Here is a 23,510-nt window from a genome sequence, read left to right on the forward strand (position 1 = left end):
TAAGCCGGATAAGCTCAGCGCATCCGGCTTTTTTACATGGAGGGGACGATGAAACGATATTTGATTGCAGGTGCAGCACTGCTCCTGAGCGCCAGCGCGCTGGCCAACGAGTGCGACAACGCCACTACCCAGCCTGAACTGAATACCTGTAGCGCGGAGCAGTACCAGGCCGCCGACAAGAAGCTCAACCAGACGTATCAGGCCGCCATTAAACGCGCGGCTGCCCCCCAGCGCGACCTGCTGAAAAAAGCGCAGCAGGCGTGGATCGGCCTGCGCGATGCGGACTGCGCGTTTATCGGCTCGGGTACGGAAGGTGGCAGCGTTCAGCCAATGATTATTAACCAGTGCCTGGCGGAGAAAACCGTCGAGCGCGAAGCGTTTCTGGCCTCGCTGATGCAGTGTGAAGAAGGCGATTTAAGCTGTCCCCTCACCCCGGCCCTCTCCCCATAGGGGCGAGGGAGAAAAGACAGCACAGAGCAGTCCCCTCTGAGAGGGTTAGGGTGAGGGGAACTAGCGCACGCGGACCCCTTCGATAATCATTCGCTGCACGTTTTCCAGCGTGCTCTGGAAAAACGCCTCATCCTGCAGCGTTTTGCCGGTCACCGCTTCAACCTGGGCCGCAAAGTCAGCGTAATGCTGGGTGGAGGCCCAAATCATAAAGATCAGATGATGCGGCTCAACGGGAGCCAGCTTCCCGCTGGCAACCCATCCGGCGATGATCGCGGATTTATCGTCCACCAGCTGTTTTAAATCCCCTGTCAGTTCAGCCTGCAGCAGCGGTGCCCCCTGCAGCATTTCCAGGCAGAATAGCCGTGACGCCTGCGGGTAGTCGCGGGAGACCTCCAGCTTCAGGCGGATGTACTCTTTAATCGCCACCAGCGGAGCCAGTTCCTGACGAAAGGCTTTTAGCGGGGCCAGCCAGATATCGAGGATCTGCTGCATCACCGCCACATACAGCGCCTCTTTCGACGGGTAGTAGTAGAGCAGATTGGTTTTAGACACTCCGGCCTGCTCGGCCACCTGCTCAAGGCGCGTGCCGTGAATACCAAACTGCGAAAACGTATCCAGCGCCGCGCTGAATATCGCCTGCTTCTTGGCGCTCACCGCCTGCGAACGTTTACCGGGTCTTTTCACTGCCGCCTGAGTCATTTTCGCTCTCCTTGTTTTTCTTAAAATGAATCCATGGGTTGGCTTTACTCAACCGTCAGATCCCCCGCCTCGCTCCGGCGCTTTCTGAGCTTTAGCTCGCTCACCAGCACGCCAGCGATGATAAACGCTGCGCCCACTATTGCCAGCCACGGCAGACGCTCCCCGGCGAGCCGTCCGAACACACCCGCCCAGACTGGTTCACCAGTGTAGATAACCGTGGCGCGCGTCGGAGAAACACTGCGCTGCGCCCAGTTCATCGTGACCTGGATAATGGCGCTAAAGATGCCCAGCCCCAGCGCGACGACGAGTAATCCGGTGGACATTGGCGGAACAGACTCTCCTGCCGGAACCATGGTGGCAAATGCCACAAGCGACGCGGTTGCCAGTTGCACCACCGTCACCCGCCTGACGTCCACTTTTCCCGCCCAGGCGCTAATCAGGATAATTTCCGCCGCAATCGCCACCGCGCCAATAAGCGTGATCAGTTCACCGGGCCCCAGTGCCAGCAGCGAGTTTCCTGGCCCCGCCAGCAGGATCAGGCCGATAAACGCCAGCCCAATCCCGATGCAGGACATCAGGCCGGGGAGTCGCCCCAGACACAGCCATTGCAGTAACGGCACCAGCGGGACATACATAGCGGTAATAAAAGCGGATTTACTGCTGGAGATGGTCTGCAACCCCCACGTCTGCAGGCTGTAGCCCATCGCAATGGCGATACCGATCGCCACTCCGGCCTTTAGCTCTTTGAGGGTCAGCCCACGCAGGGTTTTTAACGAGATCAACGCCACGGCAATCGCCGCCGTTGCAAACCGCAGGCCGACAAAAAAGAACGGATCGCTCAGGGTGACGGCATACTGGACGGCAAGGAATGTTCCACCCCAGAACATGGTGATGAGAATGAGGATGGCTTCCTGAGGTTTAACGGAGAATTTGAAACGTGAAGCAGACATGAGGCACCAGCAATAATCATCGATTCTGTAGTGTGCGATGCCTTTGGTTACAGTTCAATGTTGCAGAAATAAAAAAACCGCCGGGAAACCCGGCGGCAGAGGATCAACCCGGCGTATTACTTGCTGCTGCCGTGGCTGTTTTTACCCCCTTTTTTGCCAGCTTCAGATGCGCGCTGAGGGTCATTTTTGAAGTTGCCCCCGCTGCTCTGACCACCTTTACGACCTGCTTCTGATGCTCTTTCACGGTCTTCAGCGAAATTACCTGAACCACCACGATGGTTTGCCATCTCTAACCTCCAGAGTGTTAAACATTAGACATCATATTGCATTCAGTAAAAGAGGATTCTTTCACCTGGCGACTTAAGGACAGTGCCTTTATCTGCGTCGCGTGAAACTAATCTTAGTGGAATGAGGCTATCCGGCCAGTTAACAGTAATATCCTGCAACATGATCTCAGCCTTTCGAATGAGATAACGCGGCGGTTATTCATAAGCCTTTCTTATACATTAAAAAATCCACGCCATTAAAGTTGTTTCAGTTTGCTACAAACGGCATTTTAAAATTTATTGTTATAAATCAAAGAAATGCTGTTCATTTTTGCAGTCTGGCTGTGATGTCATATCTTTAAAAGAACGCAGCGATCCGCTGTCAGAAAAAACAAACGAGGAGTGATGCAAAATGGCAAAAGTTCTGGTGCTCTATTATTCCATGTATGGACACATTGAAACCATGGCTCACGCAGTTGCAGAAGGTGCAAACAAAGTGGATGGCGTTGAGGTTGTGGTGAAGCGTGTACCGGAAACCATGCAGGCCGAAGCCTTCGCCAAAGCCGGGGGGAAAACCCAAAACGCCCCGGTCGCGACCCCGCAGGAGCTGGCCGAATACGATGCCATTATCTTTGGCACTCCTACCCGCTTTGGCAATATGTCAGGCCAGATGCGCACCTTCCTCGATCAGACCGGAGGACTTTGGGCATCGGGTGCATTATACGGCAAGCTCGCCAGCGTCTTCAGTTCCACCGGTACGGGGGGCGGCCAGGAACAGACAATCACCTCAACCTGGACTACCCTTGCTCATCATGGAATGGTGATTGTGCCTATTGGCTATGGTGCGCAGGAACTGTTTGATGTCTCTCAGGTTCGCGGCGGCACGCCTTACGGTGCCACCACTATTGCGGGTGGTGATGGTTCACGTCAGCCCAGCAATGAAGAGCTCTCTATCGCCCGGTATCAGGGTGAATATGTCGCGGGTCTTGCCAAAAAACTGAACGGCTAACCCAACAGGAGGACAAGCATGCCAACTCAAGAATCCAAAGCTCACCGCGTGGGCGAATGGGCAAGTTTACGTAATACCTCGCCGGAGATTGCCGAAGCCATCTTTGAAGTCGCAAAATACGATGAAAAACTGGCAGAGCAGATTTGGGAAGAAGGCAGCGATGAAGTTCTGGAGCGCGCCTTCGGGAAAACGGACAAAGATTCGCTCTTCTGGGGTGAGCAAACCATCGAACGTAAAAACGTCTGAACGTTTCCCCCCGCCGCTGCGGGGGGTTGTCTTGCTATTTCGCCGCGTCGTTCATTACCGCATTAAATTTATCGATCGGACAGAAGCCGTTGGCATCCACCGGACAGCCTTTTAGCTCCAGCGTTACGCGCTGCGCCGGAGACTGCAGCGACAGTGCGCTGGCATTTCGCAGCTGTTCTGAGCTTTGATAAACATACTCAATCTTCATCAGTTCACGATTCGCGCCCTTATCATGCCAGCGCTGGAACACAATCTTGCCGCCAATGGGGGTCCGCTCCTGCTGGTCATGCAGCTGATAGGGTTTAAAATCAAGCGCCGTCAGCAGCGAAGCGATGTTGGAGTCATGCCCCACCAGCAGCGTGATTTTCGGTGCTTTCGCCTGTTCAGTCACCAGGGCTTTGTCGATGTACTTCACCAGCGGTTTAGCAACGTTCTGCGCAACTTCCGTAGAGGTAAACAGCGAGTCCTGATAACCATTTTTCAGCTTCGACAGTACCCGCCACTGCTGGTCAGTTTTGATATCGCCCCAGGCAACCTGATCAAGCGGGAAGCCTTCGTAATACTGCAGCGTAAAGGCATCGACCAGGGAATTACCGACCTTAAGCGGCCCGGAAACGCCGGGCTCTTTTTCGTATTCTGCACTGAACGTATCTTTCTCCCCGGTCAGCGAGCAGACTTTTTTCTCTTTGCAGGACGGTGATTCCGCGTAATTTGTCATCTGCTCCAGCAGCTTGTAGCTCTCATCAAGCTGCATTTTCTGGCGTTCCGCCGCCATTGCTTTCAGTGCTTTTTCACGGAATTCAGGCGAGTTATCGGTGATGACCGGATTAAAGGTCGGGTCCATCGTGCCCATTTTTTCCTGATGGTGCACCGGAACATCACACCCCGGAAACGCCCCGGTAATAAAGAATTGCGCGGTCGCTACGGTGCGCTGCAGACTGTTGGCGTAGGCATAAACGGTATCCGCTGGCGGACACTCACCCGTGGTGACCATGCCCTGTTTTGCCAGCCACTCACGCATATAGTGGCCCATATAGACTTCGAGCACACCGCCTTTGGTCGTCAGTTGACCACCCGGTACATCCCATTCCGGCCACTTTTCTGGCGTGGACTGCTCCAGCACGCTGCCGTTATTGGCGAGCGGCGCACGCAGGTTATGGCGACTCATGATTAAAACTTGTTCCAGCTGATACCCGTCCGGCGTCTCTTGCGCCTGGGCACCAAACGTCACTGAAACTGAACCTGCCACGGCAATCGCGAGTAGTGCTTTTCTCATCCCTAATTCCTCACTCGGTTTTAAAGGTCGGATCAAGTGTGACAGATTGATGACAATTTTCCCGGAAGCATTTCTCAAACTGATAATTACGCGGGCAGAAAGGGCGTTCAGGGTTCAGAAAAGCGTGATGCCAATGGCCGCGCCCACATACAGCGCCGCCCATACGGAGGCCGAAACCAGGCTGATAAGATAGACCTTCACCACGCTGAGCCTGAGCATACCCGCCGCCAGCGGCACGATATAACGCAACACCGCCAGAAAACGGGAGGTGAACAGGACAAGCACGCCGTTTTTCTGTAGCTGATGCTGTACACGCAAAAATTTATCAGCATGTTTTGAGGTGAAGCGCGTGACCCAGCGCGTATCGCCCATGCATTGTCCGGTATGGTAATTCAGCAACGAGCCCGCCGTTGCCCCCATCACAACAGCGAGCCATGCGAGACCCGGATGTAAACCCGGCTGGCTGACGGTTATTCCCGCCAGCAACATGACCGACGCGGGCGGAAGCACAGAGGAGATAATCACCGTCGATTTACCCAGTGCCATTGCGAATAACAACGCGAACAGATGAGCTGGATAAAGCGCAAAATGATTAAGTAAATTATCTAACCACGCCATCTCCCCGCCTCCGCGTTATTTAATCCTCCATTTAAAGTTAATAACCTTAAATAAACCCTCAACGTATGAACAGAAATAATCACCTAAACATTTCTTAAACATTATTTAAATTTCAAAGCAGCAGGAAAAAATAAGCGTATTATCCCCCTCGTTTACAACGATCTCGTTATGGCGAGGCTCCTGTACAAATACACGTTATCGCTCTGGTGGGTTCGAGAGAACCGGCACAGGGTAAAACAGGCACTGTCGAATCAAGGCTTTGTCAGTATAACTTCCTGAAAAGGATACGGTGTACAGTGCTGAACCCAGGACGTGGGGATCTCTTCTTCGACATGCCCTGTCTTGCTCGCCCCTGAGAGATTTTATTATTCAAAGGGAATTCACTATGTCTTACTCCATTCACAACCAAAACCCGGCATTCAATGAAAGCGCGATCGCGCAATATATGAATACCGATTTTATCGCTCTTGATATCTCATTATGCGTGGGACTGGCGCGCGAGCAGTTTTTCGAGAAATTAAAAGACAATGATATTCCGTCGCATATTTTCATCGAAGATAATGGTCGTCTGGCCGGTATGATTGCCGTTCGCAGATTATTGCAGGAAGCCAATACGGTGCAACCGGTTAACGCTCTGATGGTGTCGCATTTTATTCAGGTTAAACCTGAAGACGAACGCGCGGATATTGCCGCACTGCTGGCCCACGGAGAGGCCGACGTGGTTCCGGTGGTCACGCACGGAAAACTGGTCGGATGCCTGACAGAGCGCGAAATTGCGCATCTGCTGGAGGATGATGTGACGGAAGATGCCCAGCTTCAGGGGGCCACTCTGCCGCTGGAAAAACCGTATCTGGAAACCAGCGCATTCAGCCTGTGGAAAAAACGCTCCGTCTGGCTACTGCTGCTGTTTGTTGCCGAGGCTTATACCAGCTCAGTCATTCAACATTTTGAAGAGGCGCTGGAATCCGCCATTGCGCTGGCGTTCTTTATTCCATTGCTGATTGGTACAGGGGGAAACAGCGGTACGCAAATTACCTCCACGCTGGTGCGCGCGATGGCGCTGGGAGAAGTGCATTTACGCGATGTTGGCCGCGTACTGCGCAAAGAGATGAGCACCTCGCTCATGATCGCCGTCACGCTCGGCCTGGCAGGATGTTTCCGGGCATGGATGATGGGGATTGGGCTGGAAATTACCCTTATCGTCAGCCTGACGCTGGTCTGTATAACGCTGTGGAGCGCGACTGTCTCTTCTGTGATCCCGATGGTGCTTAAGCGCTGCGGTATCGACCCTGCCGTGGTCTCCGCGCCGTTTATCGCTACCCTGATCGACGGCACCGGTTTGATTATCTACTTCAAGATTGCCCAGTACACGCTGGGGCTGGAGTAATATCCCCCTTTCCCGGTAACGCCAGGTAAAAACAAAAAGCCCTGCAATATTGCTATTGCAGGGCTTTTCAAATTTGGCGGAAGCGTAGAGATTCGAACTCTAGAACCCTTTCGGGTCGCCGGTTTTCAAGACCGGTGCCTTCAACCGCTCGGCCACGCTTCCAGAGTGAGGCGCACTATAAACGTCTCAACGCGCTATGTAAAGCAGGAAATTGAGGAATTTAAACATGTTTCGCTCCCGCCGCGGTGAGACGGTTGCTCTCAGCGCCAACATATGTATTATGTTATAACATAACAATTAAGGGATCGGGATCGTGTTTACCAAAAAAGCGCTAGTAATATCTGTGTTAATGACTTTTGCTCATGTCACTTTTGCCTCATCAACCTTCCCTCTTTCGCTTGAAAACTGTGGGATAAAACAAACGTTCTCTGCGCCACCGAAGCATGTTGTCACTGTCGGACAGCATGAGACCGAATTACTGCTGGCATTAGGGCTGGAGAAAACAATTGGCGCTACGTCAGTCTGGTTTGAAAAGCTGCCAGCGCCCCTGGCGGAGGCCGGTAAAAATCTCAAAAAGCTGGCCGACAACTCTCCCTCTTTTGAAGCGATTGTGGCGCAAAAACCCGATCTGGTGCTCGCCCAGTATCACTGGCACATCGGACCGCAAGGTGAAGTCGGCACCCGCGAACAGTTTGCATCGCTGGGGATCAACACCTGGATTTCTCCGGCGGACTGCACAAATAAAGGCGTAACCGAAAACTCAAACGCGGATGGCGCGCGCAGTGCGCCCTTCTCAATGGCGGAGATTGAGCGGGAAGTCAGCGATCTAGCGACGATTTTTGATGTCGCAGAGCGAGGAAAGCAGCTGAATACAACGCTGACAAAACGCATTGCGCATGCGCAACAGCAAGCTGGCGCAAATTCGCGCGCACCGCTGAAAGTTGTATTTTGGTTTTCAAGCAGCAGACTGAACGGCGATCCCTGGGTAGCCGGGGATTACGGGGCTCCTGGCTGGATCAGCCGCACGCTTGGATTGCAGAATATTATTGATTCCCATGATGAGTGGCCAGCCGTGACGTGGGAGCATATCGCTCAGGCACAGCCTGACGTTATCGTCATTGCTGATATGGCGCGGAGGCTCTACCCTGCCGATGATGTTGCCGCTAAAAAGGCCTTTTTGCTAAGCGATCCGGTAACGAAGAATATTCCCGCGGTCAAAAATAATCGCATTATTGTTGTTCCGGCGATGTCCCTGAACCCTTCGCTGCGCACCGTTGATGCCGTTGAGAAAATCAGCCAACAGCTTGTCTTGTTTCAGGCCAGGTAATGAACCGTTTCCCCTTAACCTTACCTCGCTGGAACCAGCGAGGCCCGATCACGCTGGCTGTCATTGCCTTACCCTTGATGCTGGTATTCGCCGCCAGTATCGGGGATATGGCGGTATCGTATACCAGCACGGCAAAAGCGATCCTCAACGGGCTGGGAGTCACCTCGTATGTTCTGCCCCAGACAGAAGAAGGCATTGTCTGGCAGTACCGGATGAGCCGGGCGCTGATGGCAGCGTGCAGCGGCGGTGGTCTGGCACTGTCCGGGTTGGTACTGCAGTCGATTCTGCGCAATCCATTAGCTGAACCTTACCTGCTGGGTGTTTCTGCCGGGGCGTCCCTGGGGGCCGTGTGCGTGATGCTGCTGGGGATCGGCGGCAGTACACTCGGCGTCAGTAGCGGTGCGTTTGTGGGCTCCTGCGCTGCTTTCGTGCTCATCATGCTTATTACCAATGGCATGACCGAAAGTCCGTCGCGCATTTTGCTGGCGGGAATAGCCGGAACGCAATTGTTCAATGCACTGACCGCGTATGTGGTCAGTACCTCAGCAAATGCCGAGCAATCACGTAGCGTGATGTTCTGGCTTCTGGGGAGCCTGAGTGGTGTGCGCTGGCCGGATGCGATACTGGCGTTGACGGTGACGATGCTGGGCTTAATTGTGGTGTTAACCTTTGCCCGTGCACTGGATACGTTCTCCTTTGGCGATGAGGTCTCCACGACGCTGGGCATTCCGGTGACCTTCGTCCGCGTTATTTTGCTGCTCACCTGCGCGTTAGTCACCGCAACCCTGGTGAGCGCAATTGGCGCAGTGGGCTTTGTCGGGCTGGTGATCCCTCACGTGACACGCATGATCGGCGGACCTGGACATAGTCGATCCGTTCCACTGACGTTCCTGATCGGCAGTCACTTTATGATTGTGGCGGATATCGTATCTCGTACCGTGATAACGCATCAGGTGCTGCCGATTGGCGTGGTGACAGCCCTGGTGGGTGCCCCTGCGTTTGTGGTGTTGCTGTATCGCAACCGGGAGACTAAAAAATGAACATTTCCGTTGCCGGATTACAGGTGACAATGCAATCACAAACGGTCCTGAAGGGGATCGATCTTGAACTGCCATCCGGACAAATCATCGGCCTGCTTGGACCAAACGGCTCAGGGAAATCAACGCTGTTGCGCTGTCTGGCGGGGCTATTCCCGCAACACGCGCAACGTGTCGCGTTTAACGGCAGGATGCTTGGTGATGTGCCACTCAGGATACGAGCAAAACAGCTGGCCTTTGTACCTCAACATGCTGAGGTTGACGGGGAACTTACCGTCGAACAGATCGTCCGTTTGGGTCGAACGCCCTACCGAAGGGCGCTCCGGCGCTTCACCGATGAAGATGAGTTGGCCGTTGAAGAGGCGATACGTTTAATGCGGCTAAACACGCTTCGTCACCGGCGATGGGGGCAATTATCGGGTGGAGAGCGCCAGCGCAGCCAGATAGCCCGCGCGCTGGCGCAACAACCGCACGTATTACTGCTGGATGAGCCGACAAACCACCTGGACATCCAGTACCAGCTGGAACTGATGATCCTGATTTCGCAACTGCCGCTCACGGTGGTCATAGCCCTGCACGATCTCAATCTGGCGGCGAACTACTGTCAGCGTCTGGTGCTGCTGAAATCCGGACGCATTTCATCCATCGGTACACCCGAAAATGTCCTTACGCCGGACAATATTGAGAAAACCTGGAACGTTAAAGCGAGGGTTAAACGGGAAGACGAGAAAATCGCGATCAGCTATATCATGGGGTAACTTTGGCCCTGAAAAGAAAAACCCCGCGATATTGCTATCGCGGGGCTATTCCTTATCTGGCGGAAGCGCAGAGATTCGAACTCTGGAACCCTTTCGGGTCGCCGGTTTTCAAGACCGGTGCCTTCAACCGCTCGGCCACACTTCCGGAATGAGGCGCACTATAAACACCTCATTGCGCCCTGTAAAGGGTGATTGCATTCGTTCGCCTGAAAAATAGCCAACACGTGTTTAATCGGTTGAATTGACAACGCATTGACCATTTTATCAACACAAAATCTTACCGCTACTCAGTGCTTTTTGATGTACATATCTTTGGTGAAGTAATAACCCAGTTTGTCTGGCGTAAATCCACCCACCCACGGTTTCACCAGGTGTGTACGCACGTAGTGGTAAACCGGAATAGCGGGAACATCGCGCCCCAGGAGATCTTCCGCCTGCTGGTAGAACTTCCCGCGCGCTTCCGGCGTTTTGGCTTTTGCTGCATTTACCAGCGCCTGATCGTAATCCGGGTTGCTGTACTGGCTGGTGTTCTCGCTGTCGCCGGTGCGGAAGTTGTTCAGGAAGGTCGCCGCATCGTCATAATCCGCAATCCAGGCGTAGCGCACTGCATCGAAGTTATGGGTATGCATGGTATCCAGCATGGTTTTCCACTCCTGATTTTGCAGCTTCGCCTCCACGCCGAGATTTTTTTTCCACATGGAGCTGGCGGCAATGGCAATGCGCTGGTGCGATTCAGAGGTATTGTAGAGCAGATTAAAACTGAGCGGATGGTCGGCGTTAAACCCGGCTTCAGCCAGCAGTTTTTTCGCCTCGGCAATGCGTTTATCCATCGGCCAGCTGGCGTAATCCGGATTCTTCAATGTTACACCGCCAATATCCGGCTGGCTGATCAGCCATGCCGGACGTTGCCCCTGACCCAGCACTTTTTCCGCAATGATGTCTTTATCCAGCGCCATATTCAGCGCTTTTCGCACGCGGGCATCGTTAAATGGCGGTCGTGTGGTGTTGAATTCATAATAGTAAGTAGCAAGCTGCGGAGACACGTCCAGCTCGCTACCCAGCGTTTTCCTGAGTTGGGCAAACTGGTTGATTGGCACGGTGTACACAATGTCAATCTCACCCGCTTTATAGCGGTTCACATCCGAGGCTTCTGAGGTGATTGGCAGGTATGTCACCTTGTTAATGACGGTATGAGCGTTATCCCAGTAGCGCGGGTTACGCTCGGCCACAATACGCTCGTTGACCACCCACTGCGAGAGCTTATAGGCACCGCTGCTGACGAAATGCTCCGGCCGGGTCCACTTCTCACCAAAGCGACCAATCAGCACTTTATCGACCGGCACCAGCGACGGGTGTGCCAGCATCGCCAGGAATGCGGCATTAGGTTGGGTGAGCGTGACTTCCAGCGTAGCGTCATCGATTGCTTTGACGCCCAGTTTGTCCGGCGTTTGTTTACCCTGGGCAATGTCTGCCGCATTAACGATATGCATATTGCCCGGATAGCTGGCATACGGCGAAGCTGTCTTAGGATCAACCAGACGCTGCCAGCTCCAGACAACATCTTCCGCCGTAATGGCAGTGCCATCGCTCCATGTAATGCCCGGACGCAAATGGAAGGTCCAGACGGTGTTGTCTTTGTTTTCCCATTTTTCCGCCAGCCGCGGCTGGATCTCACCTGACGGGGAGACGCTCACCAGCCCTTCGAATAAATCACTGATAATATTAAATTCGACATCGCTTTCGACTTTATGCGGATCGAGCGTTGACGGCTCACTGCCATTATTCCTGACCAGTTCCTGTTTTTCAGCCAGCTGTGTTCCTGCTGGTACGTTAGCCGCCCAGGTCGCTGTGCTGGCGCACAGAAGCCCTGCGGATAACAAAGAAAGGGTAACGTGCATGCGTGATTGTGGTTTCATTTCCTTCGCCTTATTGTCTGTTTTTTGACGATCCGGAGATAACTCTTAGCGCTCCGGATGTAATAAGGCAATATATTTCAGTAACCTATAAGAGGTTGATCTGAATAAATCGCGCAAACCGTTCTTCATTCTGCAGAACCGTCTTTCTGCAGAAGAAACAACCAGCGCCGCGGCTAACGTGCTGAGTAAAGATGGGTAAAACCACTTTGAGACTGGCGCATCGTTTCCTATTCTTGCCGTTAATTACATCTGTCATAAGAGAGTGACTCATGGATCGTATTATTAGTTCTTCACGCGACCGCACATCGCTACTCAGCACCCATAAAGTGCTGCGCAACACCTATTTCATGCTCAGCCTGACGCTGGCGTTTTCTGCGATCACCGCCACGGCCAGTACCGTACTGATGCTGCCGTCTCCGGGGCTGATCCTGACGCTGGTGGGTATGTATGGCCTGATGTTCCTGACTTACAAAACGGCTGACAAACCGGTAGGTATTCTGTCGGCATTCGCCTTCACTGGCTTCCTGGGCTACATCCTGGGGCCGATCCTGAACGCCTACATGTCAGCCGGAATGGGTGACGTCATTGGTATGGCGCTGGGCGGCACCGCGCTGGTGTTCTTCTGCTGCTCGGCCTACGTGCTGACCACCCGCAAGGATATGTCCTTCCTCGGCGGTATGCTGATGGCGGGTATCGTGGTGGTGCTGATTGGTATGGTGGCAAACATCTTCCTGCAGTTGCCTGCCCTGCACCTGGCGATTAGCGCGGTATTTATCCTGATTTCATCTGGCGCAATCCTGTATGAAACCAGCAACATCATTCACGGCGGTGAGACCAACTACATCCGCGCGACCGTGAGCCTGTATGTATCGCTGTATAACATCTTCGTTAGCCTGTTGAGTATCCTGGGCTTCGCCAGCCGCGATTAACGCACAGTGCTGTAAACCAGGCCCCGCTTATGCGGGGCTTTGTTTTTTGGTACACTGCAGCGGTTTTTGACTGATGTGTGAATGACTATGTTGTGTTTTGAAGGTAAAGAGATCGAAACCGATAACGACGGTTATCTGAAAGAGAGCAGCCAGTGGAGCGAAGCGCTGGCGGAAGTGATTGCTGAGAAAGAAGGCATCGCGCTCTCCCCTGAACACTGGGAAGTGGTGCGTTTCGTGCGCGAATTCTATCTCGAATTCAACACCTCTCCGGCTATCCGCATGCTGGTAAAAGCCATGGCGAACAAATTTGGTGAAGAGAAAGGTAACAGCCGCTACCTGTATCGCCTCTTCCCGAAAGGCCCGGCAAAACAGGCGACCAAAATCGCGGGTCTGCCAAAACCAGTGAAGTGCATTTAATAGCGAATACCAAAATTATCGTATTCCCGATCGGGTTGATGCGGTTCCGTTAAAACCTTATCAACCCGCGCACTTCGCGGCCCGCCCGCTTTCAGCCACGCCACCAGCTTTTCTACCTGTGCTTCTTCGCCACAGGCGACCACCTCCACGCTGCCGTCATCCATATTGCGTGCGTATCCCGTTAGTCCAAGCTGAACGGCTTCGCGCTGTGTGCTGTAACGGAACCCAACCCCTTGTACGGTGCCGTAAACCCAGGCAATGGTGCAGACTTTTGACATCTTCCTTCTCCTTATCCGTCTGGCGCGTTGCATTTCCTCACTGAACTCGGGAAAATGGCGGCCATTTCATTGGAATCGACAGAATAGCAAATTATGAGTGTACGTTTAGTGTTAGCCAAAGGGCGCGAGAAGTCATTACTGCGCCGTCATCCCTGGGTCTTTTCCGGCGCAGTTGCCCGTATGGAAGGCAAAGCCAGCCTCGGTGAAACCATTGATATCGTTGACCATCAGGGGAAATGGTTAGCGCGCGGCGCATACTCGCCTGCATCCCAGATCCGCGCTCGCGTCTGGACCTTCGATAAAGACGAAACCATCGACATCGATTTCTTCGTTCGCCGCCTGCAGCAGGCGCAGCAGTGGCGCGACTGGCTGGCAAAACGTGACGGGCTGGACAGCTACCGCCTCATTGCCGGGGAATCCGACGGTCTGCCGGGCGTCACCATTGACCGCTTCGGTAACTTCCTCGTGCTGCAACTTCTGAGCGCAGGGGCGGAGTATCAACGCGCCGCGCTGATTAGCGCGCTGCAAACCCTGTTCCCGGAATGCGCTATTTACGACCGCAGCGATGTGGCAGTGCGCAAAAAAGAGGGCATGGAGCTGACCCAGGGTCCGGTTACCGGCGAGCTGCCGCCTGCCCTGCTGCCGATTGAAGAGCACGGCATGAAGCTGCTGGTGGATATTCAGGGCGGCCACAAAACGGGTTATTACCTTGACCAGCGCGACAGCCGACTGGCGACCCGCCAGTACGTTGCCGACAAACGCGTCCTGAACTGTTTCTCCTATACCGGTGGCTTCGCCGTATCGGCACTGATGGGCGGCTGTGCTCAGGTGGTGAGCGTAGATACGTCACAGGAAGCGCTGGACGTGGCGAAACAGAACGTTGAACTGAACAAGCTGGATCTCAGCAAAGCGGAATTTGTCCGTGATGACGTGTTCAAACTGCTACGCAAATACCGCGACCAGGGTGAGAAATTTGACGTGATCGTCATGGACCCGCCAAAGTTCGTGGAAAACAAAAGCCAGCTGATGGGGGCTTGTCGCGGCTATAAAGACATCAACATGCTGGCAATTCAGTTACTGAACCCTGGCGGGGTATTACTGACGTTCTCCTGCTCTGGCCTGATGACCACAGATTTATTTCAGAAAATCATCGCTGATGCCGCAATTGATGCGGGTCGTGATGTACAATTTATAGAGCAGTTCCGTCAGGCGGCCGATCATCCGGTGATCGCTACCTACCCGGAAGGGCTGTATCTGAAAGGGTTTGCCTGTCGCATCATGTAACTTGAAAAGAGGAATATTGCCCATACATACGGTATGAGTAATGTTTCCGGGGAGGTGACTATGATTGCCAGCAAATTCGGTATCGGCCAGCAGGTCCGCCACACCTTGCTTGGTTATTTGGGTGTGGTCGTGGATATCGACCCGGAATATTCCCTTGATGAACCGTCAGCAGATGAGCTGGCAGTTGACGCAGAGCTTCGCGCAGCACCCTGGTATCATGTGGTGATGGAAGGTGATGACGGACAGCCCGTTCATACCTACCTTGCCGAAGCGCAGCTAAGTAGCGAACTGCAGGACGAGCATCCGGAACAACCCACTATGGACGAGCTTGCTCAGACCATCCGCAAACAGTTACAGGCTCCAAGACTGCGAAATTAAAGGTGTAAAAAAGCCCGGCGAACGGGCTTTTTTTTGTTACTTTGCCAGCCCCAGACGGGGAATATCGATCGCCGGACAGCGATCCATTACCACGTTTAACCCGGCATCCCGCGCCAGCACAGCCGCCTGCTCATTTATGACGCCCAGTTGCATCCACAGCGTTTTCGCGCCAATGGCAATCGCTTCCTGCGCCACGCCCCAGGCCGCCTCTGAGTTACGGAAGACATCCACCATATCCACTTTTTCAGGCACATCAGCCAGCGTCGCGTAACCCTGCTGGCCCAACAGCGTTTTACCCGCCACCTTTGGCGATACCGGGATCACGTGGTAGCCCTGATCCAGAAGGTATTTCATCACCCGGTAGCTTGGGCGATCGGGTTTGTCGCTCGCCCCCACCAGCGCGATAGTGCGTGTGGACGTCAAAATCTCGGCAATATCGTTCTCTTTCATACTCATCCTCCTGGCTTTTTTCAAAGTGTACGTCAAAGCCGTGTTCACAACCATTCATCCCATACAGATGTATGAGGGCAAAACGGTGGAATATGTCTATATGTTAGTAAACGTGATTATCGAAAAATTTAGATACATTATTACGAAGAAAGTATTTTCAACAGGAGCGCCCTATGAAAACCGGCATTGTCTCTGCTGTGATTGCGTTAGTCATGCCGGTTTGCGTCTTTGCGACCACACTACGCCTCTCAACTGACATTGATCTGCTGGTACTCGATGGCAAAAAAGTATCCAGTTCACTTCTGCGTGGCGCAGACAGCATAGAACTCGACAACGGGCCGCATCAGGTGGTTTTTCGGGTAGAGAAAATGATCCGCCTTGCCAACCATGAACAACGGATGTACATCTCGCCACCGCTGATTGTGAGCTTTAATACTCAGCGTATCAGTCAGGTAAATTTTAACCTCCCGCGCCTCGAAACCGAAAAAGAGGCCATCGCTTTTGATGCCGCGCCGCGAATTGCGCTCGTAGATGGCGACGCGATGCCCATTCCGGTGAAACTGGATATTCTGGCACTGACAAAAATGCCTAAAGGCACGGATTACGAAGCAGATACGGAGGTCTATAACAAAGCCGGTAAGCGCGCTTCGCTGCCGCAATTTGCCACGATGATGGCTGACGATAGCACGCTATTGTCTGGCGTATCAGAACTGGATGTGATCCCGCCCCAGTCGCAAACGCTCACCGAGCAGCGCCTGAAATTCTGGTTCCAGCAGGCCGATCCCGATACGCGAGCCCGCTTTCTGCAATGGGCGAAGCAACAACCTTCGTCATAAGCCACATTTTTTTGTCCTTTCTCTTGCAGCATCAGGCAGTTCCCGTCATCGTGTAGCCAGGTAACCTGACGGACAAGATTATGGAACTGACAACACGCACGCTTCCTGCACGCAAACACATTGCTCTGGTTGCGCACGATCACTGTAAACAAATGCTGCTTAACTGGGTTCGCCGCCATCAACCGTTGCTGGCAAATCACGCCCTCTCAGCCACGGGGACAACCGGCAACCTGATCCAACGCGAAACGGGTCTGGAAGTGAATGCCATGCTGAGCGGCCCGATGGGCGGCGATCAGCAGGTGGGCGCACAGATTTCGGAAGGCAAAATTGATGTACTGATTTTCTTCTGGGACCCGCTGAATGCGGTGCCACATGATCCCGATGTTAAAGCGCTGCTGCGCCTTGCGACGGTGTGGAATATCCCGGTAGCCACAAATCTGTCGACGGCGGATTTCATCATTGAATCACCGCAGTTCAACTCTCCGGTTGAGATCCTGATCCCGGATTATCAACGTTATCTTTCCGAGAGACTGAAGTAGCTCTTTGCCCGGCGGCGCTACGCTTGCGGGGGCCTACGGTTTTTGCAGGCCGGGTCAGGCGTAGCGCCGCCCGGCAATCCAGCTACGGTTTCCTCGCCACCGGCACGTCAATACTCTTCAGTATATCGACAAATACCGACGGCTCGTCTTTATTGAACAGCAGCCACACGCGATGGCGCGCGCGGGTTATCGCCACATACAGCAGACGCCGTTCTTCTGCATCCGGGAAATCTTCCGGTACTGGCAGCAGCGCCTGCTCCATTACCGACTCACGTGCCGGAGCCGGAAAACCATCACTTCCCTCTTTCAGCCCGACCACAATCACGTAGTCAGCCTGCTGGCCTTTGCTGGCATGGATAGTCATAAAATCAAGCTGTAGCGTTGGCCAGCGAGTGGCCGCCTTTTCCAGCACCGTCGGTTTAAGATGGTGATAACGCGCCAGCACCAGAATCCGTTCATCGGGCTTTGCATACCCGCTCAGTTTATCCAGAAGCGGCTCAAGCTGATCGTCCGCCAGCAGCGTGACCGCTTTCTTATCTCCCGGCCTCAGGCTGTTGAGCGGTTTCGCCAGTTGATGCGGGTTTTGCTGAATAAAACGGTTTGCGATTTCGCCAATTCGTGAATTGAAACGGTAGGTAGTATCCAGATCGCTGCGATCGCCCTCGCCAAAATGGTGGTGAAATGCAGTTGTGAGCGAGAGTTGCGCCCCGCTGAAGCGATAGATAGCCTGCCAGTCATCCCCCACGGCAAACAGCGACGTATGTTTGTTCTGCGCCCGCAACGCCGAGAGCAATGCGGCACGCTGAGGCGAGATATCCTGGAACTCATCCACAAGGATATGCTTCCACGGACTGACAAAGCGTCCTTTCTCCAGAATGACAATGGCCTGATGAATAAGACCGGAAAAATCGACGGCATTTTCCTCTTTCAGGGCCGATTTCCAGGCTTTCAGCAGCGGTGCCATTAATTTGACGCGCTTTGAAAACACGGTGCGGATCGCTTCCGGCGCGCTGTCGATCATCTCTGCCTGAGAGCCGCCGTGCATGCGCATCAGGCTCACCCAACGGTCAAGTCGCGCGCCGAGGCGTCGCGCCAGCTTTTCATCCTGCCAGAAACTGCCTTCCGGCACTTCCCAGTTCAGTTCCTCCTCCAGCCACTGACGCCACCCTTTGGCCTGCGCTTTTTTCTCGCTGCACTGCTGACGCCACGTCTTAATAAACAGCGCCTGACGAGCCTGGGTGTCATTTTCCAGTTTACTGATGGACGGCACTTTCTTACTACCCTGCTGAATAATATGCAGTGCGAGGGCGTGGAAGGTGCGCGCCGTAATATCCTGAGTATGCAGGCGCTGCCGGATTCGCTCGTCCATCTCCTGCGCAGCTTTGCGGCCAAAGGCCAACAGGAGGATTTGGTCAGCTACGGCTTCACCGGTTGTCAGAAGCCAGCCTGCACGCGCCACCAGCACGGAGGTTTTACCGCTGCCTGCGCCCGCCAGCACCAGTAGCGACGGTTCACCGTTGACAACGGCACGCGCCTGAGCCGGGTTGAGCGGCGACGATTCGACGGTGCTGAAGAAATCGGCATATTCCGCAAGCATGGCATCGGTCCAGGCCTGGTTATGTGCCAGTCTGCTTTTATCAATATCGCTGAGCCAGGCCTGACACTGACGCCACGCATCACGGCAGTTTTCAAACTCATTAAGACGGGAGACGGGGAACGGCAGCGCGGTTAGCGCCTGTGTTATCTTTTCCTGCAACCCGGCGGTTTGCTGGCGCGTCAGCCACTTTTGCTGCGCGTTACTTCGGGCGATATCGTCAAGCACCTGCTGCAGCACCTGTGCCGCAATCACACTCATGTCATGGCTCCACTGTTGCCAGAGCGTGTTCAGATGATGGTGAAAACGTTGTGTTTCTGCCCACTCAGTACCGTGCAGACGTACCACTTTATCGGCTGGCAGGACGAACTCCAGTTCCCCCCACACCAGCCCGCGTTTGCAATGAATGGCCAGAAGTTGATTAAACGGAATGAGATATTCATGACGCTCACCGGAGACTTTCACTCCCGCATTGAGAAGGACAACCTTGTCGTAAGGGTGCTGCGCCAGGCGTTTGCCCATTGAAGTTGCTTTCAGTTCCATATCCAGCCGGACCCACAAAGAGATAATTTGTCTGACAGTTTAACTGCCAGTTTTAAGGTGCTCCAGCCTAAAAAAACGTTACAATCACTCAGCGTTAGTCTTATCGAAAGGAAATGAGGGTTTATGCGTACCGTTCTGAATGTTTTGAATTTTGTCCTTGGCGGTTTTGCCACCACCCTTTCCTGGCTTTTTGCCACCCTGGTGAGCATCGTGCTCATTTTCACCTTGCCGCTGACCCGCTCCTGCTGGGAAATCACCAAACTCTCACTGATTCCCTTCGGCAATGAAGCTGTCCATGTTGATGAACTGAACCCGGACGGGAAAAATGCCCTGATGAATACCGGTGGTACTCTGCTGAACGTTCTGTGGCTGATTTTCTTCGGCTGGTGGCTGTGCCTGATGCACATCGTTGCCGGCATTGCACAGTGCATTACGATTATTGGCATTCCGGTTGGGATCGCTAACTTTAAAATTGCCGCCATTGCCCTGTGGCCGGTTGGACGCAGAGTCGTCCCGGTAGAAGTGGCGCAAGCCGCACGTGAAGCCAACGCTCGTCGCCGTTTTCAGTGAATAAGGACAGGCCGCGCTCATGCTAAGCCCACTGCTTCGCCGTTATACCTGGAACAGTAACTGGCTCTATAACGTCAGGATTTTTATTGCCCTCTGCGGCACGGTTGCCCTGCCGTGGTGGCTGGATGATGTAAAACTGACCATCCCGCTGACCCTCGGCGTGGTGGCCGGGGCGCTTGCCGATCTTGATGACCGTCTGGCCGGACGTTTGCGTAACCTGGTCATCACTCTGGTCTGTTTCTTTATAGCATCAGCGTCCGTTGAGTTGCTGTTCCCCTGGCCCTGGCTTTTTGCGCTGGGGCTTACGCTTTCAACCAGCGGGTTTATTCTGCTTGGCGGGCTTGGGCAGCGCTACGCCACCATCGCGTTTGGTGCCCTGCTGATTGCTATCTATACCATGCTCGGTGTCTCTCTTTACGATCAGTGGTATCAGCAACCCGTTCTGCTGTTGGTGGGGGCGATCTGGTATAACTTGCTGACCCTGACCGGACACCTTATTTTTCCGGTTCGGGCGCTGCAGGATAACCTCGCGCGCAGTTACGAGCAGCTGGCTCAGTATCTTGAATTAAAGTCACGTTTGTTTGACCCGGATATTGAAGAGGAGAGCCAGGCACCGCTTTACGATCTGGCGCTGGCGAACGGCCAACTGGTGGCAATGCTTAACCAGACAAAAGCCTCGCTGCTTACTCGTCTGCGTGGCGATCGGGGTCAGCGTGGCACCCGAAGAACTCTACATTACTATTTTGCCGCCCAGGATATTCATGAACGAGCCAGCTCATCGCATGTCCAGTATGCAGCCCTGCGCGAGAAGTTCCGCTATAGCGACGTCATGTTCCGTTTCCAGCGCTTACTGTCGATGCAGTCTCAGGCCTGTCAGCAGCTGGCGCGCTCAATCCTGTTGCGTACACCGTACCAGCATGACCCACGTTTTGAGCACGCTTTCAGCCATCTTGATGCAGCCCTCGATCGCGTTCAGGCGAGTGGGACATCACCAGAGCACATCAAAGCGCTGGGATTCCTGCTCAATAATCTGCGTGCGATTGATGCCCAACTGGCAACCATTGAATCCGAACAGGCAATGGCGATGCCACGAAGCGACACGGAGAACCAGCTTGCGGACGACAGTCTGCACGGCGTTAGCGATATATGGCTGCGCCTGAGCCGCCACTTTACGCCAGAATCGGCGCTCTTTCGCCATGCGGTGCGGATGTCACTGGTACTGTGCGTAGGCTATGCCTTTATTCAGATAACCGGCTTGCAGCACGGTTACTGGATCTTACTGACCAGCCTGTTTGTCTGCCAGCCCAACTACAACGCCACCCGCCACCGTCTTGCGCTGCGTATTATCGGCACGCTGGTGGGCGTCGCTATCGGGCTACCGGTGCTGTGGTTCGTGCCCTCGGTTGAAGGACAGCTTATTCTCATCGTCATCACCGGCGTGTTGTTCTTTGCCTTTCGTAATGTGCAGTACGCACATGCCACCATGTTTATCACGCTGTTGGTTCTGCTGTGCTTTAACCTGTTGGGTGAAGGGTTTGAAGTCGCCCTGCCCCGCGTGATCGATACGCTGATCGGCTGTGCTATTGCCTGGGCGGCAGTGAGCTTTATCTGGCCTGACTGGCGTTTTCGCAATTTGCCGCGCGTGACAGACAGAGCAATGAATGCAAACTGTCGCTACCTGGATGCCATTCTTGAGCAGTATCACCAGGGCCGCGATAACCGCCTGGCCTACCGTATCGCCCGTCGCGATGCGCATAACAGCGATGCTGAACTCGCGTCAGTAGTTTCAAATATGTCCACAGAGCCGCGCGCGACTGCAGAGATACGTGAAACCGCGTTTCGCCTGCTCTGCCTGAACCATACGTTTACCAGCTATATCTCTACGCTGGGTGCCCATCGCGAGAAATTGACCAATCCGGGTATCTTGTCCCTTCTCGATGATGCCGTCTGCTACGTCGATGACGCCCTTCATCATCGGCCTGCCGATGAACCCCGTGTGCAGCAGTCGCTGGACGACCTGACTCAGCGTATTGCGCATCTCGATCCAGGCTCCGACAGCAAAGCTCCACTGGTCCTTCAGCAAATCGGCCTGCTTATTGCTCTGCTGCCGGAAATTTGCCGACTACAACAGCAGATCGCTACCTGGCGGAATGACTCTCCTGAGCCTCAGGCAGTGCATTAAACCATTCCGTTAGCTCCCGGCGAATGTCCGCCGGGAGCGCCGCTTCGTGCATTCCCTCAATTGCCCCTTCAAGCGCAAACAGCACCTTAATGCTCAGCCCCTTATTTTTTGATCGTATTTTCAGCCAGCTCGTTTTTGCGCCCAGTTCCCGTAACGTCTCTTCATTTGTTATACCCGCTTCACAGAGCAGAACTTCAATCTGAAATGTCAGGTTCGGCAGATCTTTTAGCCGATTCCGCTGGTGACGCTGATACCGCTCTTTTCTGGCCGCATCAAGTGCAGACGATGAAAGTTTGAGCAGCTCATCCCTGTTCTGCCAAAGCCCGTCATCCACGCGGTAATAGTTAAGAAGGACAGGACGGCCCCGCTTCATTAACGTCAAAAATGAAGAGGCGTGTTTTACACAGTATTTTGCGCTCTCTTCACAGGCCCGAAGATAGAGCTCCCCGTCCGACACCATGGCGAAAACCGCATCATCCACCGCAAGGGTATATCCTCCAAAAAGCGCGCGATGATGAATTTCTCCTAATGGAGAAAGGTATTCCTGCGATTTATAAATCCGGTCATAAGATATCTTTTTCATGATATTTCCCTTCAAAATCATAAAGTAACAACATATTTTCTTACTAGCGGATCCGTTAGCAGGAAAATAGGCAACTTATTGCCTGTGAGCAAGATGATTTTTCGAGGCACGCCATTAATGAGTGAAATTTGCGAGTCGCTTTCCGAAAATGAGGTTGATCTTTATGCATACAGGGGTTACTGTATATCCATACAGTAACTACAGGGCTGGAATGAATATGTACACTTCAGGCTATGCAAATCGCTCAATCTCTCTTTCTTCTACCGCTGACACTGTCGCGCAGAAATCTGTCGGGCGCGTTTCAACCGGGCTTATTAGTGAAGTGGTTTATCGTGAAGACCAGCCCCTGTTGACACAGCTCTTATTACTGCCACTATTACAGCAGCTTGGCCAACAGTCCCGTTGGCAGTTGTGGCTGACGCCACAGCAAAAATTGAGCCGTGAATGGCTTCTCTCCGCAGGGCTGCCGCTGGCAAAGGTGATGCAGATTAACCAACTCCCGCCCTGCGATACGGTTGAGTCAATGATCCGCGCATTACGCACCGGAAATTACAGTGTGGTGATTGGCTGGTTATCGGATGAGCTGACGGAAGAAGAGCATTATCGGCTCACGGAAGCGGCAGAAGAGGGAAATGCGATCGGGTTTATTATGCGACCTGTTCGGGCAGATTCTCACCGCAAAGGACAACTTTCCGGGCTAAAAATTCACTCTAATTTGTATCACTAAGCCATTTTAAGAGTTTTCCTGGAATTTTTTTTGACCTCAGGATTGGAAAAAAGTTCCAGGTGACAAAACTGCGGCAAGGCTTGTCTGGAGCGGTTCTTCTTAATTTTACTGCACAAAATTCGTTCTAAAAATGTTAAATATTAGGTATACGGAACTTTTTTTTTCATATGCCTGACGGACTTCACACTTGTAAGTTTTCAGCTACGTTGTAGACTTTACATCGCCAGGGGTGCTCGGCCTAAGCCGAAGATATCGGTAGAG

The 23,510-nt window shown here is 53.5% G+C and carries 26 protein-coding genes, 2 tRNA genes and 1 riboswitch; of the genes, 16 read left to right on the forward strand and 12 right to left on the reverse strand.

From position 1 onward, the window contains the following. The first annotated feature begins 48 nt into the window (after positions 1–48). Positions 49–450, forward strand: coding sequence for a lysozyme inhibitor LprI family protein (locus tag ABGB15_RS13235; protein ID WP_215722989.1), 402 nt, complete (start codon positions 49–51; stop codon positions 448–450). Positions 451–510: 60 nt separating this feature from the next. Here ABGB15_RS13235 and rutR read toward each other — a convergent pair whose 3' ends face one another. From rutR to ABGB15_RS13250, 3 genes are all read right to left on the reverse strand, one after another. Beyond that, complete coding sequence (rutR, locus tag ABGB15_RS13240) at positions 511–1,149, reverse strand: HTH-type transcriptional regulator RutR (protein ID WP_152084145.1); 639 nt, start codon at positions 1,147–1,149, stop codon at positions 511–513. Between the two features lie 44 nt (positions 1,150–1,193). Next, positions 1,194–2,099, reverse strand: coding sequence for a DMT family transporter (locus ABGB15_RS13245; protein WP_215722990.1), 906 nt, complete (start codon positions 2,097–2,099; stop codon positions 1,194–1,196). A 116-nt stretch (positions 2,100–2,215) separates the two neighbouring features. Continuing rightward, on the reverse strand, positions 2,216–2,386 hold the full coding sequence (locus tag ABGB15_RS13250) for a general stress protein (protein WP_059354485.1): 171 nt from the start codon (positions 2,384–2,386) through the stop codon (positions 2,216–2,218). A 391-nt stretch (positions 2,387–2,777) separates the two neighbouring features. On the opposite strand from ABGB15_RS13250, the gene wrbA reads away from it, so the two are divergent. Both wrbA and ABGB15_RS13260 read left to right on the forward strand, forming a co-directional pair. Further along, the gene (wrbA, locus tag ABGB15_RS13255) at positions 2,778–3,374 is read left to right on the forward strand and encodes an NAD(P)H:quinone oxidoreductase (protein WP_090279120.1); all 597 of its coding nucleotides are present in this window, start codon (positions 2,778–2,780) and stop codon (positions 3,372–3,374) included. Between the two features lie 18 nt (positions 3,375–3,392). Then, positions 3,393–3,620 carry a YccJ family protein gene (locus ABGB15_RS13260; RefSeq protein ID WP_152084143.1) on the forward strand — a complete coding sequence of 76 codons (228 nt, stop codon included), beginning with the start codon at positions 3,393–3,395 and terminating at the stop codon, positions 3,618–3,620. Between the two features lie 34 nt (positions 3,621–3,654). Here ABGB15_RS13260 and agp read toward each other — a convergent pair whose 3' ends face one another. Then, a complete protein-coding gene (gene agp, locus ABGB15_RS13265; protein ID WP_152084142.1) occupies positions 3,655–4,896 on the reverse strand; it encodes a bifunctional glucose-1-phosphatase/inositol phosphatase in 1,242 nt (413 codons plus the stop codon). Positions 4,897–5,010: 114 nt separating this feature from the next. Then, a complete protein-coding gene (locus tag ABGB15_RS13270) occupies positions 5,011–5,514 on the reverse strand; it encodes a DedA family protein (RefSeq protein ID WP_152084141.1) in 504 nt (167 codons plus the stop codon). A 155-nt stretch (positions 5,515–5,669) separates the two neighbouring features. After that, a riboswitch (M-box (ykoK) riboswitch) is annotated at positions 5,670–5,839 on the forward strand. Between the two features lie 60 nt (positions 5,840–5,899). Between ABGB15_RS13270 and ABGB15_RS13275 the strand changes: the two genes are divergently transcribed. Next, positions 5,900–6,901 (forward strand): magnesium transporter, encoded by a 1,002-nt coding sequence (locus ABGB15_RS13275; protein WP_152084140.1) that lies wholly within the window; start codon positions 5,900–5,902, stop codon positions 6,899–6,901. A gap of 74 nt (positions 6,902–6,975) precedes the next feature. On the opposite strand, the gene ABGB15_RS13280 is transcribed toward ABGB15_RS13275, so the two are convergent. Next, positions 6,976–7,063: transfer RNA gene (locus ABGB15_RS13280), tRNA-Ser, on the reverse strand. Between the two features lie 151 nt (positions 7,064–7,214). On the opposite strand from ABGB15_RS13280, the gene ABGB15_RS13285 reads away from it, so the two are divergent. From ABGB15_RS13285 to ABGB15_RS13295, 3 genes are all read left to right on the forward strand, one after another. Continuing rightward, positions 7,215–8,228 carry an ABC transporter substrate-binding protein gene (locus ABGB15_RS13285; RefSeq protein WP_215722992.1) on the forward strand — a complete coding sequence of 338 codons (1,014 nt, stop codon included), beginning with the start codon at positions 7,215–7,217 and terminating at the stop codon, positions 8,226–8,228. A 77-nt stretch (positions 8,229–8,305) separates the two neighbouring features. Next, positions 8,306–9,268: an iron ABC transporter permease gene (locus ABGB15_RS13290; protein ID WP_225903506.1), complete on the forward strand. Its 963-nt coding sequence runs from the start codon at positions 8,306–8,308 to the stop codon at positions 9,266–9,268. Next, the gene (locus ABGB15_RS13295; RefSeq protein WP_215722993.1) at positions 9,265–10,023 is read left to right on the forward strand and encodes an ABC transporter ATP-binding protein; all 759 of its coding nucleotides are present in this window, start codon (positions 9,265–9,267) and stop codon (positions 10,021–10,023) included. The genes ABGB15_RS13290 and ABGB15_RS13295 overlap by 4 nt, the downstream gene beginning before the upstream one ends. A 57-nt stretch (positions 10,024–10,080) precedes the next feature. On the opposite strand, the gene ABGB15_RS13300 is transcribed toward ABGB15_RS13295, so the two are convergent. Together ABGB15_RS13300 and ABGB15_RS13305 are read right to left on the reverse strand one after the other, a co-directional pair. Next, a tRNA-Ser gene (locus tag ABGB15_RS13300) sits at positions 10,081–10,168 on the reverse strand. 142 nt (positions 10,169–10,310) lie between these two features. After that, a complete protein-coding gene (locus ABGB15_RS13305) occupies positions 10,311–11,939 on the reverse strand; it encodes an ABC transporter substrate-binding protein (RefSeq protein WP_215722994.1) in 1,629 nt (542 codons plus the stop codon). Positions 11,940–12,208: 269 nt separating this feature from the next. On the opposite strand from ABGB15_RS13305, the gene yccA reads away from it, so the two are divergent. Then, entirely contained in the window at positions 12,209–12,868 is a 660-nt protein-coding gene (gene yccA / locus ABGB15_RS13310; protein ID WP_215722995.1) for an FtsH protease modulator YccA, read from the forward strand. An 87-nt stretch (positions 12,869–12,955) separates the two neighbouring features. Next, complete coding sequence (gene tusE, locus ABGB15_RS13315) at positions 12,956–13,285, forward strand: sulfurtransferase TusE (protein ID WP_152084491.1); 330 nt, start codon at positions 12,956–12,958, stop codon at positions 13,283–13,285. Here tusE and yccX read toward each other — a convergent pair. Next, a complete protein-coding gene (gene yccX / locus ABGB15_RS13320) occupies positions 13,282–13,563 on the reverse strand; it encodes an acylphosphatase (protein ID WP_215722996.1) in 282 nt (93 codons plus the stop codon). The genes tusE and yccX overlap by 4 nt on opposite strands. Before the next feature lie 93 nt (positions 13,564–13,656). Between yccX and rlmI the strand changes: the two genes are divergently transcribed. Then, on the forward strand, positions 13,657–14,847 hold the full coding sequence (rlmI, locus tag ABGB15_RS13325) for a 23S rRNA (cytosine(1962)-C(5))-methyltransferase RlmI (RefSeq protein WP_215722997.1): 1,191 nt from the start codon (positions 13,657–13,659) through the stop codon (positions 14,845–14,847). A gap of 60 nt (positions 14,848–14,907) precedes the next feature. Continuing rightward, positions 14,908–15,225: a heat shock protein HspQ gene (gene hspQ / locus ABGB15_RS13330; RefSeq protein ID WP_010429359.1), complete on the forward strand. Its 318-nt coding sequence runs from the start codon at positions 14,908–14,910 to the stop codon at positions 15,223–15,225. 36 nt (positions 15,226–15,261) lie between these two features. Here the strand turns inward: hspQ and ABGB15_RS13335 are convergent, their stop codons facing one another. After that, positions 15,262–15,675, reverse strand: a complete 414-nt coding sequence (locus tag ABGB15_RS13335; RefSeq protein WP_152084132.1) for a CoA-binding protein — start codon at positions 15,673–15,675, stop codon at positions 15,262–15,264. Positions 15,676–15,848: 173 nt separating this feature from the next. Between ABGB15_RS13335 and ABGB15_RS13340 the strand changes: the two genes are divergently transcribed. Both ABGB15_RS13340 and mgsA read left to right on the forward strand, forming a co-directional pair. Then, entirely contained in the window at positions 15,849–16,511 is a 663-nt protein-coding gene (locus ABGB15_RS13340; protein WP_152084131.1) for a DUF2057 family protein, read from the forward strand. Between the two features lie 80 nt (positions 16,512–16,591). Continuing rightward, complete coding sequence (gene mgsA, locus ABGB15_RS13345; protein WP_152084130.1) at positions 16,592–17,050, forward strand: methylglyoxal synthase; 459 nt, start codon at positions 16,592–16,594, stop codon at positions 17,048–17,050. 82 nt (positions 17,051–17,132) lie between these two features. Here mgsA and helD read toward each other — a convergent pair whose 3' ends face one another. After that, positions 17,133–19,187, reverse strand: coding sequence for a DNA helicase IV (gene helD / locus ABGB15_RS13350; RefSeq protein WP_215722998.1), 2,055 nt, complete (start codon positions 19,185–19,187; stop codon positions 17,133–17,135). Between the two features lie 123 nt (positions 19,188–19,310). On the opposite strand from helD, the gene ABGB15_RS13355 reads away from it, so the two are divergent. Further along, positions 19,311–19,757 carry a YccF domain-containing protein gene (locus tag ABGB15_RS13355; protein ID WP_152084128.1) on the forward strand — a complete coding sequence of 149 codons (447 nt, stop codon included), beginning with the start codon at positions 19,311–19,313 and terminating at the stop codon, positions 19,755–19,757. 19 nt (positions 19,758–19,776) lie between these two features. Next, entirely contained in the window at positions 19,777–21,939 is a 2,163-nt protein-coding gene (gene yccS / locus ABGB15_RS13360) for a YccS family putative transporter (RefSeq protein ID WP_152084127.1), read from the forward strand. On the opposite strand, the gene ABGB15_RS13365 is transcribed toward yccS, so the two are convergent. Then, positions 21,896–22,522 carry a TfoX/Sxy family DNA transformation protein gene (locus ABGB15_RS13365; RefSeq protein WP_152084126.1) on the reverse strand — a complete coding sequence of 209 codons (627 nt, stop codon included), beginning with the start codon at positions 22,520–22,522 and terminating at the stop codon, positions 21,896–21,898. The genes yccS and ABGB15_RS13365 overlap by 44 nt on opposite strands. A 217-nt stretch (positions 22,523–22,739) precedes the next feature. Here ABGB15_RS13365 and sulA point away from each other — a divergent pair, with 217 nt between their 5' ends. Next, the gene (gene sulA / locus ABGB15_RS13370; protein WP_152084490.1) at positions 22,740–23,249 is read left to right on the forward strand and encodes an SOS-induced cell division inhibitor SulA; all 510 of its coding nucleotides are present in this window, start codon (positions 22,740–22,742) and stop codon (positions 23,247–23,249) included. Positions 23,250–23,510: the final 261 nt, after the last annotated feature.

Origin of the sequence: Enterobacter sp. MALB-1 (assembly GCF_041021625.1) — a bacterium.
GTDB lineage: Bacteria > Pseudomonadota > Gammaproteobacteria > Enterobacterales > Enterobacteriaceae > Enterobacter > Enterobacter oligotrophicus.

What these genes read in the sequence shown, in the direction of transcription:
- ABGB15_RS13235 (WP_215722989.1), top strand. Translation starts at nt 49, where the DNA reads ATGAAACGATATTTGATTGCAGGTGCAGCACTGCTCCTGAGCGCCAGC.
- rutR (WP_152084145.1), bottom strand. Translation starts at nt 1,149, where the DNA reads ATGACTCAGGCGGCAGTGAAAAGACCCGGTAAACGTTCGCAGGCGGTG.
- ABGB15_RS13245 (WP_215722990.1), bottom strand. Translation starts at nt 2,099, where the DNA reads ATGTCTGCTTCACGTTTCAAATTCTCCGTTAAACCTCAGGAAGCCATC.
- ABGB15_RS13250 (WP_059354485.1), bottom strand. Translation starts at nt 2,386, where the DNA reads ATGGCAAACCATCGTGGTGGTTCAGGTAATTTCGCTGAAGACCGTGAA.
- wrbA (WP_090279120.1), top strand. Translation starts at nt 2,778, where the DNA reads ATGGCAAAAGTTCTGGTGCTCTATTATTCCATGTATGGACACATTGAA.
- ABGB15_RS13260 (WP_152084143.1), top strand. Translation starts at nt 3,393, where the DNA reads ATGCCAACTCAAGAATCCAAAGCTCACCGCGTGGGCGAATGGGCAAGT.
- agp (WP_152084142.1), bottom strand. Translation starts at nt 4,896, where the DNA reads ATGAGAAAAGCACTACTCGCGATTGCCGTGGCAGGTTCAGTTTCAGTG.
- ABGB15_RS13270 (WP_152084141.1), bottom strand. Translation starts at nt 5,514, where the DNA reads ATGGCGTGGTTAGATAATTTACTTAATCATTTTGCGCTTTATCCAGCT.
- ABGB15_RS13275 (WP_152084140.1), top strand. Translation starts at nt 5,900, where the DNA reads ATGTCTTACTCCATTCACAACCAAAACCCGGCATTCAATGAAAGCGCG.
- ABGB15_RS13290 (WP_225903506.1), top strand. Translation starts at nt 8,306, where the DNA reads ATGCTGGTATTCGCCGCCAGTATCGGGGATATGGCGGTATCGTATACC.
- ABGB15_RS13295 (WP_215722993.1), top strand. Translation starts at nt 9,265, where the DNA reads ATGAACATTTCCGTTGCCGGATTACAGGTGACAATGCAATCACAAACG.
- ABGB15_RS13305 (WP_215722994.1), bottom strand. Translation starts at nt 11,939, where the DNA reads ATGAAACCACAATCACGCATGCACGTTACCCTTTCTTTGTTATCCGCA.
- yccA (WP_215722995.1), top strand. Translation starts at nt 12,209, where the DNA reads ATGGATCGTATTATTAGTTCTTCACGCGACCGCACATCGCTACTCAGC.
- tusE (WP_152084491.1), top strand. Translation starts at nt 12,956, where the DNA reads ATGTTGTGTTTTGAAGGTAAAGAGATCGAAACCGATAACGACGGTTAT.
- yccX (WP_215722996.1), bottom strand. Translation starts at nt 13,563, where the DNA reads ATGTCAAAAGTCTGCACCATTGCCTGGGTTTACGGCACCGTACAAGGG.
- rlmI (WP_215722997.1), top strand. Translation starts at nt 13,657, where the DNA reads ATGAGTGTACGTTTAGTGTTAGCCAAAGGGCGCGAGAAGTCATTACTG.
- hspQ (WP_010429359.1), top strand. Translation starts at nt 14,908, where the DNA reads ATGATTGCCAGCAAATTCGGTATCGGCCAGCAGGTCCGCCACACCTTG.
- ABGB15_RS13335 (WP_152084132.1), bottom strand. Translation starts at nt 15,675, where the DNA reads ATGAAAGAGAACGATATTGCCGAGATTTTGACGTCCACACGCACTATC.
- ABGB15_RS13340 (WP_152084131.1), top strand. Translation starts at nt 15,849, where the DNA reads ATGAAAACCGGCATTGTCTCTGCTGTGATTGCGTTAGTCATGCCGGTT.
- mgsA (WP_152084130.1), top strand. Translation starts at nt 16,592, where the DNA reads ATGGAACTGACAACACGCACGCTTCCTGCACGCAAACACATTGCTCTG.
- helD (WP_215722998.1), bottom strand. Translation starts at nt 19,187, where the DNA reads ATGGAACTGAAAGCAACTTCAATGGGCAAACGCCTGGCGCAGCACCCT.
- ABGB15_RS13355 (WP_152084128.1), top strand. Translation starts at nt 19,311, where the DNA reads ATGCGTACCGTTCTGAATGTTTTGAATTTTGTCCTTGGCGGTTTTGCC.
- yccS (WP_152084127.1), top strand. Translation starts at nt 19,777, where the DNA reads ATGCTAAGCCCACTGCTTCGCCGTTATACCTGGAACAGTAACTGGCTC.
- ABGB15_RS13365 (WP_152084126.1), bottom strand. Translation starts at nt 22,522, where the DNA reads ATGAAAAAGATATCTTATGACCGGATTTATAAATCGCAGGAATACCTT.
- sulA (WP_152084490.1), top strand. Translation starts at nt 22,740, where the DNA reads ATGTACACTTCAGGCTATGCAAATCGCTCAATCTCTCTTTCTTCTACC.